13 protein-coding genes are annotated in these 16,479 nt (G+C 60.1%); 10 read left to right on the top strand and 3 right to left on the bottom strand.

Annotated elements, in window-relative coordinates; translation table 11 throughout:
- Nucleotides 1-158 precede the first annotated feature (158 nt).
- Nucleotides 159-1,787, bottom strand: coding sequence for an MFS transporter (locus tag CFBP6623_RS14075; protein WP_080842423.1), 1,629 nt, complete (start codon nt 1,785-1,787; stop codon nt 159-161).
- Between the two features lie 287 nt (nt 1,788-2,074).
- Between CFBP6623_RS14075 and rimP the strand changes: the two genes are divergently transcribed.
- From rimP to CFBP6623_RS14030, 9 genes are all read left to right on the top strand, one after another.
- The gene (gene rimP, locus CFBP6623_RS14070) at nt 2,075-2,671 is read left to right on the top strand and encodes a ribosome maturation factor RimP (protein WP_046799419.1); all 597 of its coding nucleotides are present in this window, start codon (nt 2,075-2,077) and stop codon (nt 2,669-2,671) included.
- Between the two features lie 62 nt (nt 2,672-2,733).
- The gene (gene nusA / locus CFBP6623_RS14065) at nt 2,734-4,350 is read left to right on the top strand and encodes a transcription termination factor NusA (RefSeq protein ID WP_046799111.1); all 1,617 of its coding nucleotides are present in this window, start codon (nt 2,734-2,736) and stop codon (nt 4,348-4,350) included.
- A complete protein-coding gene (locus CFBP6623_RS14060; RefSeq protein WP_046799110.1) occupies nt 4,347-5,048 on the top strand; it encodes an RNA-binding protein in 702 nt (233 codons plus the stop codon). Before nusA ends, CFBP6623_RS14060 begins: the two co-directional genes overlap by 4 nt.
- A gap of 101 nt (nt 5,049-5,149) precedes the next feature.
- Nucleotides 5,150-7,909 carry a translation initiation factor IF-2 gene (gene infB / locus CFBP6623_RS14055; RefSeq protein ID WP_046799109.1) on the top strand — a complete coding sequence of 920 codons (2,760 nt, stop codon included), beginning with the start codon at nt 5,150-5,152 and terminating at the stop codon, nt 7,907-7,909.
- Nucleotides 7,910-7,984: 75 nt separating this feature from the next.
- The gene (gene rbfA / locus CFBP6623_RS14050) at nt 7,985-8,401 is read left to right on the top strand and encodes a 30S ribosome-binding factor RbfA (RefSeq protein WP_006309910.1); all 417 of its coding nucleotides are present in this window, start codon (nt 7,985-7,987) and stop codon (nt 8,399-8,401) included.
- A gap of 3 nt (nt 8,402-8,404) precedes the next feature.
- Nucleotides 8,405-9,352 carry a tRNA pseudouridine(55) synthase TruB gene (gene truB, locus CFBP6623_RS14045; RefSeq protein ID WP_046799108.1) on the top strand — a complete coding sequence of 316 codons (948 nt, stop codon included), beginning with the start codon at nt 8,405-8,407 and terminating at the stop codon, nt 9,350-9,352.
- A gap of 218 nt (nt 9,353-9,570) precedes the next feature.
- Nucleotides 9,571-9,840, top strand: a complete 270-nt coding sequence (gene rpsO / locus CFBP6623_RS14040) for a 30S ribosomal protein S15 (RefSeq protein WP_006309908.1) — start codon at nt 9,571-9,573, stop codon at nt 9,838-9,840.
- 268 nt (nt 9,841-10,108) lie between these two features.
- A complete protein-coding gene (gene pnp / locus CFBP6623_RS14035) occupies nt 10,109-12,256 on the top strand; it encodes a polyribonucleotide nucleotidyltransferase (protein ID WP_046799107.1) in 2,148 nt (715 codons plus the stop codon).
- A 169-nt stretch (nt 12,257-12,425) separates the two neighbouring features.
- On the top strand, nt 12,426-13,442 hold the full coding sequence (locus CFBP6623_RS14030; RefSeq protein ID WP_046799106.1) for a class I SAM-dependent methyltransferase: 1,017 nt from the start codon (nt 12,426-12,428) through the stop codon (nt 13,440-13,442).
- A 17-nt stretch (nt 13,443-13,459) separates the two neighbouring features.
- On the opposite strand, the gene CFBP6623_RS14025 is transcribed toward CFBP6623_RS14030, so the two are convergent.
- Entirely contained in the window at nt 13,460-14,404 is a 945-nt protein-coding gene (locus CFBP6623_RS14025; protein ID WP_046799105.1) for an AEC family transporter, read from the bottom strand.
- A 486-nt stretch (nt 14,405-14,890) separates the two neighbouring features.
- On the opposite strand from CFBP6623_RS14025, the gene CFBP6623_RS14020 reads away from it, so the two are divergent.
- Nucleotides 14,891-15,883, top strand: a complete 993-nt coding sequence (locus CFBP6623_RS14020; RefSeq protein ID WP_046799104.1) for an adenosine kinase — start codon at nt 14,891-14,893, stop codon at nt 15,881-15,883.
- Here CFBP6623_RS14020 and CFBP6623_RS14015 read toward each other — a convergent pair.
- Nucleotides 15,876-16,409 carry an SH3 domain-containing protein gene (locus CFBP6623_RS14015; protein ID WP_046799418.1) on the bottom strand — a complete coding sequence of 178 codons (534 nt, stop codon included), beginning with the start codon at nt 16,407-16,409 and terminating at the stop codon, nt 15,876-15,878. The two genes, CFBP6623_RS14020 and CFBP6623_RS14015, sit on opposite strands and share 8 nt — an antisense overlap.
- Nucleotides 16,410-16,479 lie beyond the last annotated feature (70 nt).

The following is a 16,479-nucleotide window of genomic DNA, read 5'->3' as shown; positions in this document are numbered from 1 at the left end:
GCTGGCGAAACACAGACCTCTCCTCCGTCATGCCCGGGCCTGTCCCGAGCATCTGCAACATATCATTCTGCCGATAGGGGATTGGATTCTCGGGACAGGCCCGAGAATGACGGCGCGTGGGGATAAAGGCCGTCGCCACTCTCCCGGCACATCGTCTTTCAATGCTGGTCGGTATGCGGCTTATGGAAGATATCGTCAGTTGGCGGAATGGTTTGCCGCTCGATCATCCGGTGTACGCGTGGCCGCGTCTTGCCACGATGAAGCTCGAGCAGCCGATCCCAAGCCTCCGCATCCGCCTGAGTGCGGCGGTGGTTATGGCGGACATATTCCACCCATGTCGGCACATGGTAGCTTTCAGTCCAGATGTCAGGGTTTTCGAGATCGCGCATCAGGTTCCAGTTACGCGCGCCATCCCGGATGCGGATGCGGCGGCGCTCAGCCATCAGCGGCAGGAATTCGCCGAGATCCTCGTCATGGATTTCATAATCGATGAGAATGGCGATCGGGCCACTGCGCGGCTTGATATCAAGCCTCAGTGGCGGCTCCACGAAACGGTTGAGCGGATCGAGATTGAGCGAGGCGAAGGCCGGCATGGCAAGCTTGAGGCCCACGACGACGCCGAGCAGCATCAGCACGCAGGAACAGAGAAGCGAATAGGAAATGCCGTAGTCTTCCGCCAGTTCACCCCACAGCCAGCTGCCGACCGCGATGCCGCCGAAGGTCAGCGTCTGGTAAAGCGAAAGTGCCCGGCCCACCACCCAGCGCGGGGTGGAAAGCTGGACGATGGTGTTGAACAGGGAAAGCGCCAGAACCCAGCAGGCGCCGGCGACGGTCAGGACCAGTGAGGTGATGATCGCACTCGTGCTGATTGCCGTTATACCGGAACTGAAGGCGAAACCTAAAAAGGCGACACGCACGATCCATTCGCTGGACATGACTTCCCGCAACCGGGCACTGATGAGCGCGCCACCAATGGCACCGACGCCGAATGCGCCCAGCATGACGCCGTAGGTCAACGGGCCGCCCTCGACCAGATCGCGAGCAACGATCGGCATCAAGGCCAGGATGGCACTGGCGGAGAGGCCGAAGAGAAAGCCGCGCACCAGCACCTTGCCGATATTGGGCGACATGGCCACATAACGCATTCCGGCCGATATGGCGGCGAGAAGCTGCTCGCGCGGCAAGGTCGAGGCGTTTTTGGGCGGCTGCCAGCGAAACAGGGCATAAAGCAGGGTGAAGTAGCTGAGCGCATTGACGAAAAACGCGGCAGCGGCACCGGCAGCAGCGACGATGATACCGCCGATGGCGGGGCCGACGCTGCGGGTGATGTTGAAACCGACACTGTTCAGCGTCACGGCGGCGGGCAGATCCTCGCGCGGCACCATTTCGCCAACGGAGGCCTGCCAGGACGGATTGTTGAGCGCCGTGCCGCAGCCGATCATGAAGGTGAAGAAAAGCAGCAGCCAGGGTGTGAGCCAGCCGGACCAGGCAAAAACCGTGAGCAGTACAGAGGCAGTCAGCATCAAGAACTGCGCCGAGATCATAATGCGGCGGCGATCAAAACTGTCGGCCAGCGCGCCTGAAATCAGCGAAAACATCATGATCGGCAGCGAGGTGGAAGCCTGCACCAGCGCGATCATGTTTTCGGAACTCGACAGCGAGGTCATCATCCATGCGGCGCCCACCGCCTGGATCAGTCCGCCGAAATTCGAGGCAAGGCTGGCGATCCAGATTCGTCTGTAAGTCAAATGCCTTAAAGGCGCGAGTGGCGATTTACGGTCAGGCACGCTCTGTCCAATTGATGCAACTGCGATTTGTTAAACGGCAACTATAGACAGTGCCCAGAATGATGCCACCCTTTCCGACACGGTAGCGGTGAAAATGTGGCTGCGGACGCCATTGAAGCAGGAGCGCCCGCGAAAACCTTGCAATCCCGCCCCGATGGGTCTATATGACCCCTGAAATTCTTGATCGCTTGATGAAGAGTGGGGCCGCAAGGCTCCGCTCTTTTTCGTTAGGCGAACCGGAAACCACGGGCCAGGAGCCCGGTGAAAATCAAAGACCGGAAGGCCAGATGGCAGACACCGCACAAGAATCGCGACTGATAACTGAAACGGGCATCGACCAGCGCATTGCCGAGATCATCGAGCCTGTTTTGGCCGGTATGGGATATCTTCTGGTGCGCGTGCGGCTCTCCAACCAGAACGGCATGACGCTGCAGGTGATGGCCGAGCGCGAAGACGGCACCATGACCGTCGAGGACTGCGAAGCGATCTCCATGGCCATTTCACCGGTTCTTGATGTGGAAGATCCGGTCGATAAAGCGTATCATCTCGAAGTTTCCTCGCCCGGCATCGACCGGCCGATGGTTCGTAAATCGGATTTCACCCGCTGGCAGGGTCATCTGGTTAAGGTCGAAACCTCCATTCTGGTCGAAAACCGCAAGCGGTTTCGCGGCAAGATCGTCGAGGTCGATGCGGATGGCTTCAAGCTGGAACGCGACCAGATCGCCTATGGCGAGGAGCCAACAGTCACCGTTCCGTTCAGCGCGCTTTCCGATGCGAAGCTCATTCTGACGGACGACCTTATTCGTGATGCGCTGCGGGCAGACAAGGCGGCTAAGGCTGCCGCCGCAAACCAGAACGACGAAAACGAAACAAACGAAGACTAATTCCAACGTAAAGCCCGAAAAAGGGCGATCCCCGCAATTATGCGACTTACGGAGATAGAAAAATGGCAGTGAGTGCTAACCGGCTTGAGCTTCTGCAGATCGCCGATGCTGTGGCGCGCGAAAAGGTCATCGACCGCGAAATCGTGCTTGCCGCAATGGCCGACGCTATCCAGAAAGCCGCCCGCTCGCGCTATGGTTCGGAAACCAACATTCGCGCTGACATCAACTCCAAGACCGGCGAAATCCGCCTGCAGCGTCTTCTGGAAGTGGTCGAGGCAGCCGAGGACTATTCGACCCAGATCCCGCTTGAGCTGGCCCGTGACCGCAACCCGGACGCCAAGCTCGGCGATTTCATCGCCGATCCGCTGCCGCCGATGGATTTCGGCCGTATCGCCGCCCAGTCCGCCAAGCAGGTCATCGTGCAGAAGGTTCGTGAAGCCGAGCGTGACCGCCAGTATGACGAGTTCAAGGACCGTATCGGCGAAATCGTCAACGGCACCGTCAAGCGCGTCGAATATGGCAATGTCATCGTCGATCTCGGCCGTGGCGAAGGCATCATCCGTCGCGACGAGATGATCCCGCGTGAAAACATGCGTTATGGCGACCGCGTGCGCGCTTACGTTTACGACGTTCGCCGCGAACAGCGCGGCCCGCAGATTTTCCTGTCGCGTACCCATCCGCAGTTCATGGTGAAGCTCTTCACCATGGAAGTTCCGGAAATCTACGACGGCATCATCCAGATCAAGTCGGTCGCCCGCGACCCCGGTTCGCGTGCAAAGATCGCCGTCATCTCGAACGATAGCTCGATCGATCCGGTCGGCGCCTGCGTCGGTATGCGCGGCTCGCGCGTTCAGGCCGTTGTCGGCGAATTGCAGGGCGAGAAGATCGACATCATTCCGTGGAGCCAGGAGCCGGCGTCCTTCATCGTCAACGCCCTGCAGCCGGCGGAAGTCGCCAAGGTGGTTCTGGATGAAGAGTCCGAGCGCATCGAAGTGGTTGTTCCCGATGAGCAGCTGTCGCTCGCCATCGGCCGTCGCGGCCAGAACGTGCGTCTGGCATCGCAGCTGACCGGCTGGGATATCGACATCATGACCGAGCAGGAAGAATCCGAGCGCCGCCAGAAGGAATTCAACGAGCGCACGGCACTGTTCATGGACGCCCTCGACGTTGACGAGATGGTCGGCCAGGTTCTGGCTTCCGAAGGCTTCGCACAGGTCGAAGAACTCGCTTATGTCGATCTCGGTGAAATTTCCTCGATCGACGGTTTCGATGAAGACACCGCCGATGAAATCCAGACCCGCGCCCGCGAATATCTGGAACGCCTGGAAGCCGAAATGGACGCCAAGCGCAAGGAACTCGGCGTTGCCGACGAGCTGCGCCAGATCGACGGCCTGACCTCGCAGATGATGGTCGCGCTGGGTGAAGACGGCATCAAGACCATCGAAGACTTTGCCGGCTGCGCCGCGGACGATCTGGTCGGCTGGAGCGAACGCAAGGACGGCGAGACCAAGAAGTTCGAAGGCATCTTCTCCAAGCTCGACGTCTCGCGCGTCGAGGCCGAGAACATGGTGGTGCAGGCCCGTCTTCTGGCTGGCTGGATCACGGCCGAAGATCTCGCTTCCGAAGAGGAAGCCAATGCGGAAGCTGCCGAGGAGGCGGATACCGCCGAGCAGGAATGACATCGCAGGCGCATGAGCCGGACGAGCTGCCCGAGACCGATGAGGACGGGCGGCTGGAAGGCAACGTCAATGGACGTATGTGCATTGTGACACGGCAAAGCGGATCGCCCGATGAGTTGATCCGCTTCGTCGCAGGCCCGGACGGCAGCGTCGTGCCGGATCTGAAACGCCAATTGCCGGGGCGCGGCTGCTGGGTAACGCCCGAGCGCGCCCTGATCGAAAAAGCCATTGCGAAGAAGATCTTCGCACGGGCACTCAAACGCGACGTCAAGGCCGGACCGGAGCTTCTTGCTCTTCTCGACCGGCTGATGGCGCAGCAGCTTGCGGGAATGATGAACATGGCGCGCAAGGCGGGCCAGTTCATCAGCGGCGCGACGAAGGTCGATGCCGCCGTCCGGTCCGGGAACGCGATTGCCGTGTTCCACGCAACCGATGCTGCGGCGGACGGCGTGAGAAAACTGGACCAGGCCCGCAGGGCCTGGGCGTTCGGCAGCGATGCCGACAATGAAATTCCGTCCTTCCGGCTCTTCAGTAGCGCCGAAATGGACGAGTTGATGGGCCAGAATGCTTTTATCCATGCTTGCGCGCTTGCGGGGCAGGCGGGTGAGGGTGTAGTGAAGCGCGCAACGATGCTTGAGCAATACCGCCTTGGCGGTCGATCTCAGGCGGAACGCGACGCTGCCCGGACAGAACAATGACGCGGTTAACCGACATGAACGGTCGCCGCGTTCCGATGCAGCAATTGAACGACGAGACCTGATGGACGTCATCCGGTTCTCGTCCGAAGGAACGGGAACGAATGACCGACAACAACGACGACAAGACACTTAACGCGCCGGCCAAGAAGACTCTCACCCTCAAGCCGGGCGGGATGAATCAGGGCACCGTGCGGCAGGATATGGGTCGAGGTCGCACAAATGCGGTTGTCGTGGAAACACGCAAGCGCCGCCCCCTACGTCCCGAAGACGAGAAGCCGGTTCAGCCGATCGCGGCAGCAGCACCTGCGCCGAAGCCCGCAGCACCGGCCCCTGCCCCCGTGGCAGCGCGTCCGCAGGCTCCCCAGCCGCGCATTCATCAGCCAGGCGGCCAGCAGCAGCGTCCGGGTTCTTCCCAGTCGCAGCAGCGTCCCGGCTCGTCCGCACCCCAGCAGCGCCAGCCTGACCGTCCGCGCGGCAACGTTCTGCACGATCTTTCCGCTGGCGAGATGGAAGCCCGTCGCCGTGCGCTGATGGAAGCGCAGGCTCGTGACGTGGTGGAAGCCAAGCAGCGCGCCGAAGACGAAGCACGCCGCAAGGTCGAGGAAGAACAGCGCATCGCAGCCGAAAAGGTTGAGGCCGCAAACCGCGCTGCCGAAGAGGCCGCGGCTGCCAAGGCAGCGGCAAGCCAGCCTGCCGCTGAAGTGAAATCCGAACCGGCCAGCGAAAAGCCGGCTGCGGCCTTTACACCGGCCCCCCGCACTGACGCACGTCCTCAGTCCGCCACCGCTGCTCCCCGTTCCGCTCCTGCAACGCCCGATGCGGCCGCTCCGCGCGGACGTCGTACCGGTGGCGACGAGGAGGATGATCGTGGTGCCGTACGTCGTGGCAGCAGCCTTCCGGCCCGCGGCAAGGTCACGGCTCCGGTTCCGGCCAAGCCCGCTGCCCGCCTGAAGACGGAAGAAGAACGCCGTCGCGGCAAGCTCACCGTCACCTCGTCCAATCTGGATGAAGACGGCACGCCGCGTGGCCGCTCGATGGCATCCATGCGCCGCCGTCAGGAGAAATTCCGCCGCAGCCAGATGCAGGAAACCCGCGAAAAGGTTATGCGCGAAGTCATCCTGCCGGAAACCATCACCATTCAGGAACTGTCGCAGCGCATGTCCGAACGCGCCGTCGATGTCATCAAGTTCCTGATGAAGGAAGGCCAGATGATGAAGCCGGGCGACGTGATCGACGCCGATCTGGCGGAACTGATCGCCGTCGAATTCGGCCACACCGTCAAGCGCGTTTCTGAATCCGACGTGGAAGAAGGCATCTTCAACCAGGCCGACGACGAAGGCGAAATGGTTTCCCGTCCGCCGGTCGTGACCATCATGGGTCACGTGGACCACGGTAAAACCTCGCTGCTCGACGCCATTCGTCAGGCAAACGTGGTTGCTGGTGAAGCCGGTGGCATCACCCAGCATATCGGCGCCTATCAGGTCGAAAAGAACGGTCAGAAGATCACCTTCATCGACACCCCCGGCCACGCCGCCTTCACGGCCATGCGTGCCCGTGGTGCGCAGGCGACCGACATTGCCGTGCTGGTTGTTGCCGCAGACGATAGCGTGATGCCGCAGACAATCGAATCCATCAATCACGCCAAGGCTGCCGGTGTTCCGATCGTCGTTGCGATCAACAAGATCGACAAGCACGAGGCAAACCCTGAAAAGGTTCGCCAGCAGCTGCTGCAGCACGAAGTTTTCGTGGAATCGATGGGTGGTGAAGTTCTTGACGTCGAAGTGTCGGCCAAGAACAAGCTCAATCTGGACAAGCTGCTCGAAGCGATCCTGCTTCAGGCGGAAATCCTCGATCTCAAGGCAGATCCAAGCCGCACCGCAGAAGGCACGGTTATCGAAGCCGAGCTGGACCGTGGACGCGGCGCCGTCGCCACTGTTCTCGTGCAGAAGGGTACGCTGAAGCCCGGCCAGATCATCGTTGCCGGTGACCAGTGGGGCCGTGTGCGCGCGCTCGTCAACGACAAGGGCGAACACGTCAAGGAAGCCGGTCCGGCGATGCCGGTCGAAATCCTCGGCCTTTCCGGCACGCCGTCGGCCGGTGACCGTTTTGCGGTTGTCGAAAACGAAAGCCGCGCCCGCGAGATTTCAGAATACCGCCAGCGTCTGGCACGCGACAAGGCTGTCGCCCGCCAGACCGGTCAGCGCGGCTCGCTGGAACAGATGATGAGCCAGCTTCAGACTTCGGGATTGAAGGAATTCCCGCTGGTCATCAAGGCGGACGTGCAGGGTTCGGTCGAAGCCATTATCGCTTCGCTCGACAAGCTCGGCACAGACGAAGTCCGCGCTCGTGTCGTTCACTCTGGTGCTGGTGCCATCACGGAATCGGATATCTCGCTTGCCGAGGCATCGAACGCCGCGATCATCGGCTTCAACGTTCGCGCCAACGCACAGGCACGTACGGCGTCCGAACGCGCCGGTATCGAAATCCGCTACTACAACATCATCTACGATCTGGTGGATGACGTTAAGGCGGCGATGTCGGGTCTGCTTTCGCCGGAACGTCGCGAGACCTTCCTCGGCAATGCCGAAATTCTCGAGGTGTTCAACATCACCAAGGTCGGCAAGGTCGCGGGTTGCCGCGTCGTCGAGGGCAAGGTGGAACGTGGTGCAGGTGTGCGTCTGGTGCGCGACAACGTCGTTATCCACGAAGGCAAGCTCAAGACCCTCAAGCGCTTCAAGGACGAAGTCAACGAAGTGCCGGTTGGTCAGGAGTGCGGTATGGCATTCGAAAACTACGAAGACATCCGCGCCGGCGACACCATCGAGTGCTTCCGCGTCGAACACATCACGAGAACGCTCTAAGCGTTCTCGCCGCAAAACAGGATTTTTCTGTCGGGCGCCGGCTTACCGGCGCTCGCTCCGTTTGAGGCATTACCCATGGCAAAAGCAACATCATCGGCCCCTTCGCAACGCATGCTGCGTGTTGGCGAACAGGTGCGCGCCGCCCTTACCCAAATTCTTCAGCGCGGCGAAGTCCGCGACGATCTGATCGAAGGCACCGTCATTTCCATCTCGGAAGTACGCATGTCGCCCGATCTCAAGATCGCGACAGCTTACGTGACGCCGCTTGGCGTTGCCGATCACACCGACATCATCAGCGCGCTGAACCGTCATGCGAAATTCATGCGCGGCCGTCTCGGTCCGCAACTGCGACAAATGAAGTACATGCCGGAACTGCGCTTTCGCGACGATACGAGTTTCGACAATTACCAGAAGATCGACGCACTCCTGCGGTCACCGGAGGTGCAGCGCGATCTTGGACCTTCAAACGAAAAAGACGACGAACAGAACTGAAGCATGTCCAAACCACGTAAACAGCAGCACCGCAAACCCAAGGGCCGTCCGATCTCGGGCTGGCTCATCCTCGACAAGCCACTTGATTTCGGTTCCACCGAAGCCGTTTCCAAGATCAAGTGGCTGTTCAACGCCCAGAAGGCAGGCCATGCCGGAACGCTCGATCCGCTGGCTTCCGGCATGTTGCCGATCGCCCTCGGCGACGCCACCAAGACTGTGCCTTACGTCATGGACGGCCGTAAAATCTACGAATTTACCGTCACCTGGGGTGAGCAGCGCGCAACCGACGATCTGGAAGGCGAGGTCGTCAATTCCTCCGACCAGCGCCCGGACGAACAGGCGATCCGCGATCTTCTGCCCAATTATACCGGTGTGATCCTGCAGACACCGCCGCAATTTTCCGCGATCAAGATTGCCGGCGAGCGCGCCTATGATCTGGCGCGCGATGGCGAGACGGTGGAAATCCCGGCACGCGAGGTGGAAATTCACCGCCTGACGCTGCTCGCCTGCCCCGATGCCGATACCGCGCATTTTGAAGTGGAATGCGGCAAGGGCACTTATGTGCGAGCGCTTGCGCGCGACATGGGAAGCGATCTCGGCTGTTTCGGCCATATTTCGCAGTTGCGCCGTACCATGGTCGCCCCCTTCGGCGAAGACATGATGGTGCCGCTTGAAACACTGACGGCGCTGGAAGCCATAGAAGACCGCGACGAGCGGGTCGAGGCGCTGGATGCCTTTCTGATCGACACGGCGCAGGCGCTTTCCTCGCTTCCGCATCTTATCATCAACGACGATCAGGCGCACCGGCTGAAGATGGGCAACCCCATCCTGCTGCGCGGGCGTGACGCGCCGGCCAATCATCCGGAAGCCTATGCCACCGCGCAGGGCAAGCTGGTCGCGATTGGCGAGATCGGTGAGGGAGAGTTTCGGCCGAAGCGGGTTTTTGGCTGAAATAAGCTGTCTTCATGTGTTTCTGGACGGAAAAACGCACATGGTTTTCCTGGAAATGCTCCGCGAGGCCCAGTCAATCACCTCTTTCAATTGTACCCGGAATAGTTTATAGGCAGCGCCAGCTTGGGCTTTGCCTATGCTGCTGAATGGCCAGAGCTGGACGACATCCCGGCTCTAGGCGTCCCCGTTTTTCCTTAAAAACAAGAAAGGATCGTACGATGTCGATTACTGCAGAGCGCAAAGCCGCCCTCATCACGGAATATGCCACCAAGGCAGGTGACACCGGTTCTCCGGAAGTTCAGGTCGCAATCCTGACCGAGCGGATCAACAACCTCACCGGTCACTTCAAGGACCACAAGAAGGACAACCACTCCCGTCGTGGCCTTCTGACGCTGGTTTCGAGCCGTCGTTCGCTTCTCGACTATCTGAAGAAGAAGGACGAAGCCCGTTACACCAAGCTGATCGGTGCTCTCGGCATTCGCCGCTAAAACCTTATCCGGCGGGTTTCACAACGACACCCGCCGGTTTTTATATTGGGCCTTTTGAAGGCCGCATGAATTTCCGGGCGTTTGCCGCAGATGTGGTCCCCGGACGGATAAGGTAGCCCCGGATGGGCCGGTGCCGCCTTTTCAACCGCAGACCTGTCATGGGGCAGGATTGCCGGATGCTTGCGCCTCGAAAGCCTCCCGCTGTCTTGCCCGTGATTGCGTCGTTCTTTGCCCCCATAAGGCGGGCAAGTACAAACAAGGACAAGATATGTTCAATAAGCACTCCGTGGAAATCGAATGGGCAGGCCGCCCGCTGAAGCTTGAGACCGGCAAGGTTGCCCGTCAGGCTGATGGCGCCGTCATCGCAACCTACGGCGAGACGATGGTTCTCGCGACCGTGGTTTCCGCAAAGTCTCCGAAGCCCGGCCAGGACTTCTTCCCGCTGACCGTCAACTACCAGGAAAAGACCTACGCTGCCGGCAAGATCCCCGGCGGCTATTTCAAGCGCGAAGGTCGTCCTTCAGAAAAGGAAACTCTGGTTTCCCGCCTGATCGACCGTCCGATCCGCCCGCTTTTCCCTGAAGGTTACAAGAACGACACGCAGGTTGTCGTCACGGTCATTCAGCACGATCTGGAAAATGATCCGGACGTTCTGTCGATGGTTGCCGCATCTGCTGCGCTTACACTGTCCGGCATTCCTTTCATGGGTCCGGTCGGCGGCGCGCGCGTTGGCTACATCAACGGCGAATACGTTCTGAACCCGCATCTCGATGAGATGGATGAATCGGTTCTGGATCTGGTTGTTGCCGGTACGCAGGACGCCGTTCTGATGGTGGAATCGGAAGCCAAGGAACTCAACGAAGACGTCATGCTCGGCGCCGTCATGTTCGGCCACAAGGGCTTCCAGCCGGTTATCGACGCGATCATCAAGCTCGCCGAAGTTGCCGCCAAGGAACCCCGCGAATTCGAACCGGAGGATTTCTCCGCGCTCGAAAACGAAATGCTGGCCCTGGCTGAAACCGAACTGCGTGCCGCCTACAAGATCACCGAAAAGGCTGCCCGTTACGCTGCCGTCGACGCCGTGAAGGCGAAGGTCAAGGCGCACTTCCTGCCGGAAGAAGGCGAAGCCAAGTACAGCCCGGAAGAAATCGGCGCGGTCTTCAAGCACCTGCAGGCGAAGATCGTTCGCTGGAACGTTCTCGACACCAAGAGCCGCATCGACGGCCGCGACCTGTCGACCGTTCGTCCGATCATTTCGGAAGTCGGCCTGCTGCCGCGCACGCACGGTTCGGCTCTGTTCACCCGCGGTGAAACCCAGGCGATCGTTGTTGCGACGCTCGGCACCGGCGAAGACGAGCAGTATGTCGACAGCCTGACCGGCATGTACAAGGAACGCTTCCTGCTGCATTACAACTTCCCGCCCTATTCGGTTGGTGAAACAGGCCGCATGGGCTCCCCGGGCCGTCGCGAAATCGGTCACGGCAAGCTCGCATGGCGCGCGATCCGTCCGATGCTGCCGACTGCGGAACAGTTCCCTTACACGCTGCGCGTCGTTTCCGAAATCACCGAGTCCAACGGCTCTTCGTCGATGGCAACGGTTTGCGGCACCTCGCTCGCACTGATGGACGCCGGCGTTCCGCTGGCAAAGCCGGTTGCCGGCATCGCCATGGGCCTCATCCTCGAAGGCGAGCGCTTTGCTGTTCTCTCCGACATCCTCGGCGACGAAGACCACCTCGGCGACATGGACTTCAAGGTTGCGGGTACGGCCGACGGCATCACCTCGCTGCAGATGGACATCAAGATCGCCGGTATCACCGAAGAGATCATGAAGATCGCTCTCGAGCAGGCACAGGGTGGCCGCAAGCACATTCTCGGCGAAATGGCCAATGCCATCACCGAGAGCCGCAGCCAGCTCGGCGAATTCGCACCGCGCATCGAAGTCATGAACATTCCGGTCGACAAGATTCGTGAAGTCATCGGCTCCGGCGGCAAGGTCATTCGCGAAATCGTCGAAAAGACCGGCGCCAAGATCAACATCGAGGACGACGGCACCGTCAAGATCGCTTCTTCTTCCGGCAAGGAAATCGAAGCGGCCCGCAAGTGGATCCACTCGATCGTTGCTGAACCGGAAGTCGGCGCCATCTACGAAGGTACGGTCGTCAAGACCGCTGACTTCGGCGCTTTCGTCAACTTCTTCGGCGCCCGCGACGGCCTCGTCCACATCTCGCAGCTCGCTTCCGAGCGTGTTGCCAAGACCTCCGACGTCGTCAAGGAAGGCGACAAGGTCTGGGTCAAGCTGATGGGCTTCGATGAGCGTGGCAAGGTTCGCCTCTCCATGAAGGTTGTCGACCAGGCAACCGGCCAGGAAGTCGCTGCCGACAAGAAGAAGGAAGACGGCGAAGCCGCTGCCGAATAAGGCCGCGCCGCCAGACCCTATCGAGGCGCGGGTTTTTCCCGCGCCTTTTTTCTATCCCGCTTAGATCCCCTTGGCTCACCGCCAAATCGATCTAACTCTTTGATTTAACGCATTGTCCAGATTGTAAAAGCAGTCCCGCTTTTCCTGGAAATGCTCTAAGGACGCTCCCATGAGCCGCGACGCTGTTAAAACCCTTTTCCACCCCTTTGCCGCAGAAATGCTCGATATGCCGAAAGAGGGCGAACGCATTCTGTTTCTGGGAGCGGAGGCCGGCCCGAGGCTGGATGGTTTTGACGCGGAGATTATTGCCGTTCAGCACCTTCGGCCACTTTACCGGGCTCTGCAGGCGCAAGGCGCGCAGGTCACCCCGGACGTTTCGGGCGAGGACTACGATGCGGCGCTTTTGCTGTGCGGCAAACATCGTGGCGAGAACGAAAACCGCGTCGCGGAAGCACTGTCACGCGTGAAAGCCGGCGGCCTGATCGTCGCGGCGGGATCGAAGGAAGACGGTATCGTGACGCTGCGCAAGACGCTGGCAAAGCTTGGCATCGAGGCCGACTCGACGCCAAAATACCATGGTGTCGCGCTTTGGTTTAAACGTCCGGACGATGTTTCCTCGGCTCTCTCGAAGCTTGCCCAAAAGCCCGTGACGGTCGAAGGCCGCTTCACCGCCCTGCCCGGCATGTTCTCGCACGACCGCGTCGATGACGGTTCGGAGCTTCTGGCATCGCGCCTGCCGACCGATTTTGACGGCAACGCCGCCGATTTTGGCGCGGGCTGGGGTTATCTTTCGGTGATGCTGGCGGAAAAATCGCCGCGCACCGCCCGTATCGATCTTTTTGAAGCGGACTGGAATGCGCTTGAATTTGCCAAGACTAATCTTCTTGAAAACAATCCGCGGCTGACGGCACGTTTCTTCTGGCAGGATCTGGCTAACGAGCCGCCGAAGGAAAAATACGACCTCATCATCATGAACCCGCCTTTCCACGCGGCGGGACAGGCGGCGGAGCCCGCTCTCGGCCAGGCGTTCATCAAGGCTGCCGCCGGCGCGCTTCGCAGCGGCGGAAGGCTGTTGATGGTTGCCAATCGCGGCATGCCCTATGAGCCGGTGCTCGCGACGGAATTCCGCAGCAGCGCAGAGGTGTGCCGTAACGCCCGCTTCAAGATCCTCAGCGCCCAGAAATAATCAATTCAGCAGGGCGGTCAGCTCAGCAGCCATGCCCACAGCGACACGGAAAGAACGCCGGTCGCCGTGGAAATGCTGATGGTGGAGGCCGCGACGCTATGGCCGATGCCGAAGCGATTGGCGATCAGCCATGCATTCACCCCCGTCGGCACCGACGAGGTGAGCACAAGGGCCGCCGTCCATTCCCGGCTGAGGCCGAGAGCGTGGCCCATGGCCCACACGCAGGCGGGCAAGAGCAGCAGTTTGAACACTGTCATGGTAACAGCGATCCCCAGATTGCCGCGAATGGTGTATTTCGTCAGCGCCATGCCGAGCGAGATGAGCGCCGCTGGCCCTGCCATCGAAGCAATCTGATCGACCACGGTTTTGAGGATGGGCGTCAGCGTCACACCTGAAACATTGGTCGAAAGGCCAATCGCCAGGCCAATCACCAGCGGATTGGTAACGAGGTTACGACCGACCTGCTTGAAGACCGCAGCCATGCTTCGCTTTTCACCCCCGACCGCCTTGTGCGTGGCGTTCTCCATGAGGATCGTGCCGGCAATCATCATGACAGGCAGGTGGATGGCCAGCAGAATGGAAAGCGCCACCAATCCCTCATCGCCAACGGACCGGCCGACGAGTGGCAGGCCGATGAAGATATTGTTGGCGAAGGCCGAGGAAATCCCGGCAATGACGGCGATACGCACATCCTGCTTGAAGACGTAACGGGTGACGATATGTCCGATTGTCCATGTGACGGCCACGCCGGCGAAATAGGTGATCCAGAGCCGGAAGGGCGACGCACCGTGGAAATTCGCTTCCGCAAGCGTGCGAAAGATCAGTGTCGGCACGGCGATCTTGAACACGAAATCGCTGAGAATTTCGCCGGCATCGGCACGGAACAGACCAGCCTTGACTGTAAGCCAGCCGATCAGGATGAGAATGAAAATCGGAGCGACGTTAGCGGCAACGGCAGACATGAAGGGAAAGCTTTCGCGGCTTTGCGGGAGATACTCCGCTTTAGAGCGTTTTCCGCCGGAATGGAATCGCGAAAACGTTGAGCGTCTTTGTTTTCGCCCGATTGCGGATCGCATGCCGCGGGAGCCAGACCGGTCAAGCGCCGTCACCGGGAATGGTCTTCGCTGCCCATAACCCCGCATTCCGCGGCGTCAGCGCAAAGAAAAAGCGGGGTTTCCCCCGCCTTTTATGTCCGTTATACGCCGCCAGTACATCCGTGGCGGAGATAACGGTTGAGCCAGAAGACCATCATGTCTTCCATTCCGGTATGCATTCACACACCTTTTGCTCTGCAAGGAGCAATAGCTTAACCACATTACAGGCAGATGACGCGTTTCCTCCTCTTTGCGGAGAACCGCGTATTTTCCCTTTGGGCTTTTCTTGCCGCCAGAAATGTTTAAGACCGTTTGAAAATACGCACACGCCTCGTGCGAACTGGATAGGGCCCCATGACGAAATTCGACGTACTGACTGTCGGCAATGCCATCGTCGACATCATCTCCCGCTGCGATGACCGCTTCCTCAACGACAATGCCATTACCAAAGGCGCGATGAACCTCATCGATGCGGAACGCGCCGAATTGCTTTATTCGCTGATGGGACCGGCTCTCGAAGCCTCCGGCGGCAGCGCGGGTAACACTGCGGCGGGCGTGGCGAATTTCGGCGGCAAGGCTGCCTATTTCGGCAAGGTCGCCGAAGACCAGCTCGGAGAAATCTTCCAGCACGATATCCGCGCGCAGGGCGTCTATTTCGAAACGAAACCGGAAGGCACCTTCCCGCCGACCGCCCGTTCGATGATCTTCGTGACCGAAGATGGCGAGCGTTCGATGAACACCTATCTCGGCGCCTGCGTCGATCTCGGCCCTGAAGACGTCGAAGACGACGTCGTGGCGCAGACCAAGGTCACCTATTTCGAAGGTTACCTGTGGGATCCGCCGCGCGCCAAGGACGCCATTCGCGAATGCGCCCGCATTGCGCATGAAAACGGCCGCGAAGTTTCCATGACGCTGTCCGACAGTTTCTGCGTCGGCCGTTACCGCGAAGAATTTCTCGACCTGATGCGCTCCGGCACGGTGGATATTGTTTTCGCCAACAAGCAGGAAGCGCTTTCGCTTTACGAGACCGACGATTTCGAGCTGGCGCTGACGAAAATTGCCGCCGACTGCAAGATCGCGGCGGTGACAATGAGCGAAGAAGGTGCCGTTATCCTGCGCGGTACGGAACGCGTGAAGGTAGAGGCCTATCCCGTGCATGACGTGGTCGACACGACAGGCGCAGGCGATCTCTTCGCCGCCGGTTTCCTGTTCGGTTATACGCAGGACCGGTCGCTCGAAGATTGCGGCAAGCTCGGCTGCCTCGCGGCCGCGGCCGTCATTCAGCAGGTAGGGCCGCGCCCGATGTCATCGCTCAAGGCGCTCGGCGCAAAGCACGGCCTTATTTAAAGGCCTCACCGGGGTAGGCACCCCAGATTTCGCCCTGCGAAACCCAGCCCGAGGCCTGACCGGCCTCGGCGCGGCACCAGTCGCCATTGCATTCACCGATCCTGAAGACGACGCCCGGCTCCAGCCGGGCGATGACCGAAGCACCAGACTGCGCTTCGCGGCGCATGTTGACGTAAACTTCCTTGCCCTTGCCGCGCATCCATGGCGCGGCGACGGCGGTGCGCTCGCCGGACAGCAGCGCCTGGTTGACCCAGCCTTCCGTGCCATCGGCATCACGGATGCGCCGCCAGTTTTCATATTCCTGGATGATTTCGACAGGCATTCCCGATTTCAGATACATCCATGACACGGCGTAATCCGTGCTGGGGCCGATGCGCATATTAACGCGCTTGGATTTCAGGCTGACGAAACGCGGCAGAGGCAGGCCGCTGGCGCCTTTTGCGGCACCCTGCGCCATGGCTTCAGTTGCCGCACCGAAGAGGCCCAAAGACAATGCAATGCAAACGATAGAAACCACACTGCGCATGCCCATTTCCGTTTCCCGCCTTCTGCAAACCGGATGATATTCGAGGAGGCTCGTTTCCACATGCCTCGAG

It is taken from the genome of Agrobacterium tumefaciens, assembly GCF_005221385.1.
GTDB lineage: Bacteria > Pseudomonadota > Alphaproteobacteria > Rhizobiales > Rhizobiaceae > Agrobacterium > Agrobacterium tomkonis.
Note: the sequence above shows the minus strand (reverse complement) of the source record. Positions and strands in the feature narration are given on the sequence as shown.

Excerpts from the sequence above, each read along its gene's own strand:
- rimP (WP_046799419.1), top strand. The coding sequence starts at position 2,075 with ATGGCAGACACCGCACAAGAATCGCGACTGATAACTGAAACGGGCATC.
- nusA (WP_046799111.1), top strand. The coding sequence starts at position 2,734 with ATGGCAGTGAGTGCTAACCGGCTTGAGCTTCTGCAGATCGCCGATGCT.
- CFBP6623_RS14060 (WP_046799110.1), top strand. The coding sequence starts at position 4,347 with ATGACATCGCAGGCGCATGAGCCGGACGAGCTGCCCGAGACCGATGAG.
- infB (WP_046799109.1), top strand. The coding sequence starts at position 5,150 with ATGACCGACAACAACGACGACAAGACACTTAACGCGCCGGCCAAGAAG.
- rbfA (WP_006309910.1), top strand. The coding sequence starts at position 7,985 with ATGGCAAAAGCAACATCATCGGCCCCTTCGCAACGCATGCTGCGTGTT.
- truB (WP_046799108.1), top strand. The coding sequence starts at position 8,405 with ATGTCCAAACCACGTAAACAGCAGCACCGCAAACCCAAGGGCCGTCCG.
- rpsO (WP_006309908.1), top strand. The coding sequence starts at position 9,571 with ATGTCGATTACTGCAGAGCGCAAAGCCGCCCTCATCACGGAATATGCC.
- pnp (WP_046799107.1), top strand. The coding sequence starts at position 10,109 with ATGTTCAATAAGCACTCCGTGGAAATCGAATGGGCAGGCCGCCCGCTG.
- CFBP6623_RS14030 (WP_046799106.1), top strand. The coding sequence starts at position 12,426 with ATGAGCCGCGACGCTGTTAAAACCCTTTTCCACCCCTTTGCCGCAGAA.
- CFBP6623_RS14025 (WP_046799105.1), bottom strand. The coding sequence starts at position 14,404 with ATGTCTGCCGTTGCCGCTAACGTCGCTCCGATTTTCATTCTCATCCTG.
- CFBP6623_RS14020 (WP_046799104.1), top strand. The coding sequence starts at position 14,891 with ATGACGAAATTCGACGTACTGACTGTCGGCAATGCCATCGTCGACATC.
- CFBP6623_RS14015 (WP_046799418.1), bottom strand. The coding sequence starts at position 16,409 with ATGCGCAGTGTGGTTTCTATCGTTTGCATTGCATTGTCTTTGGGCCTC.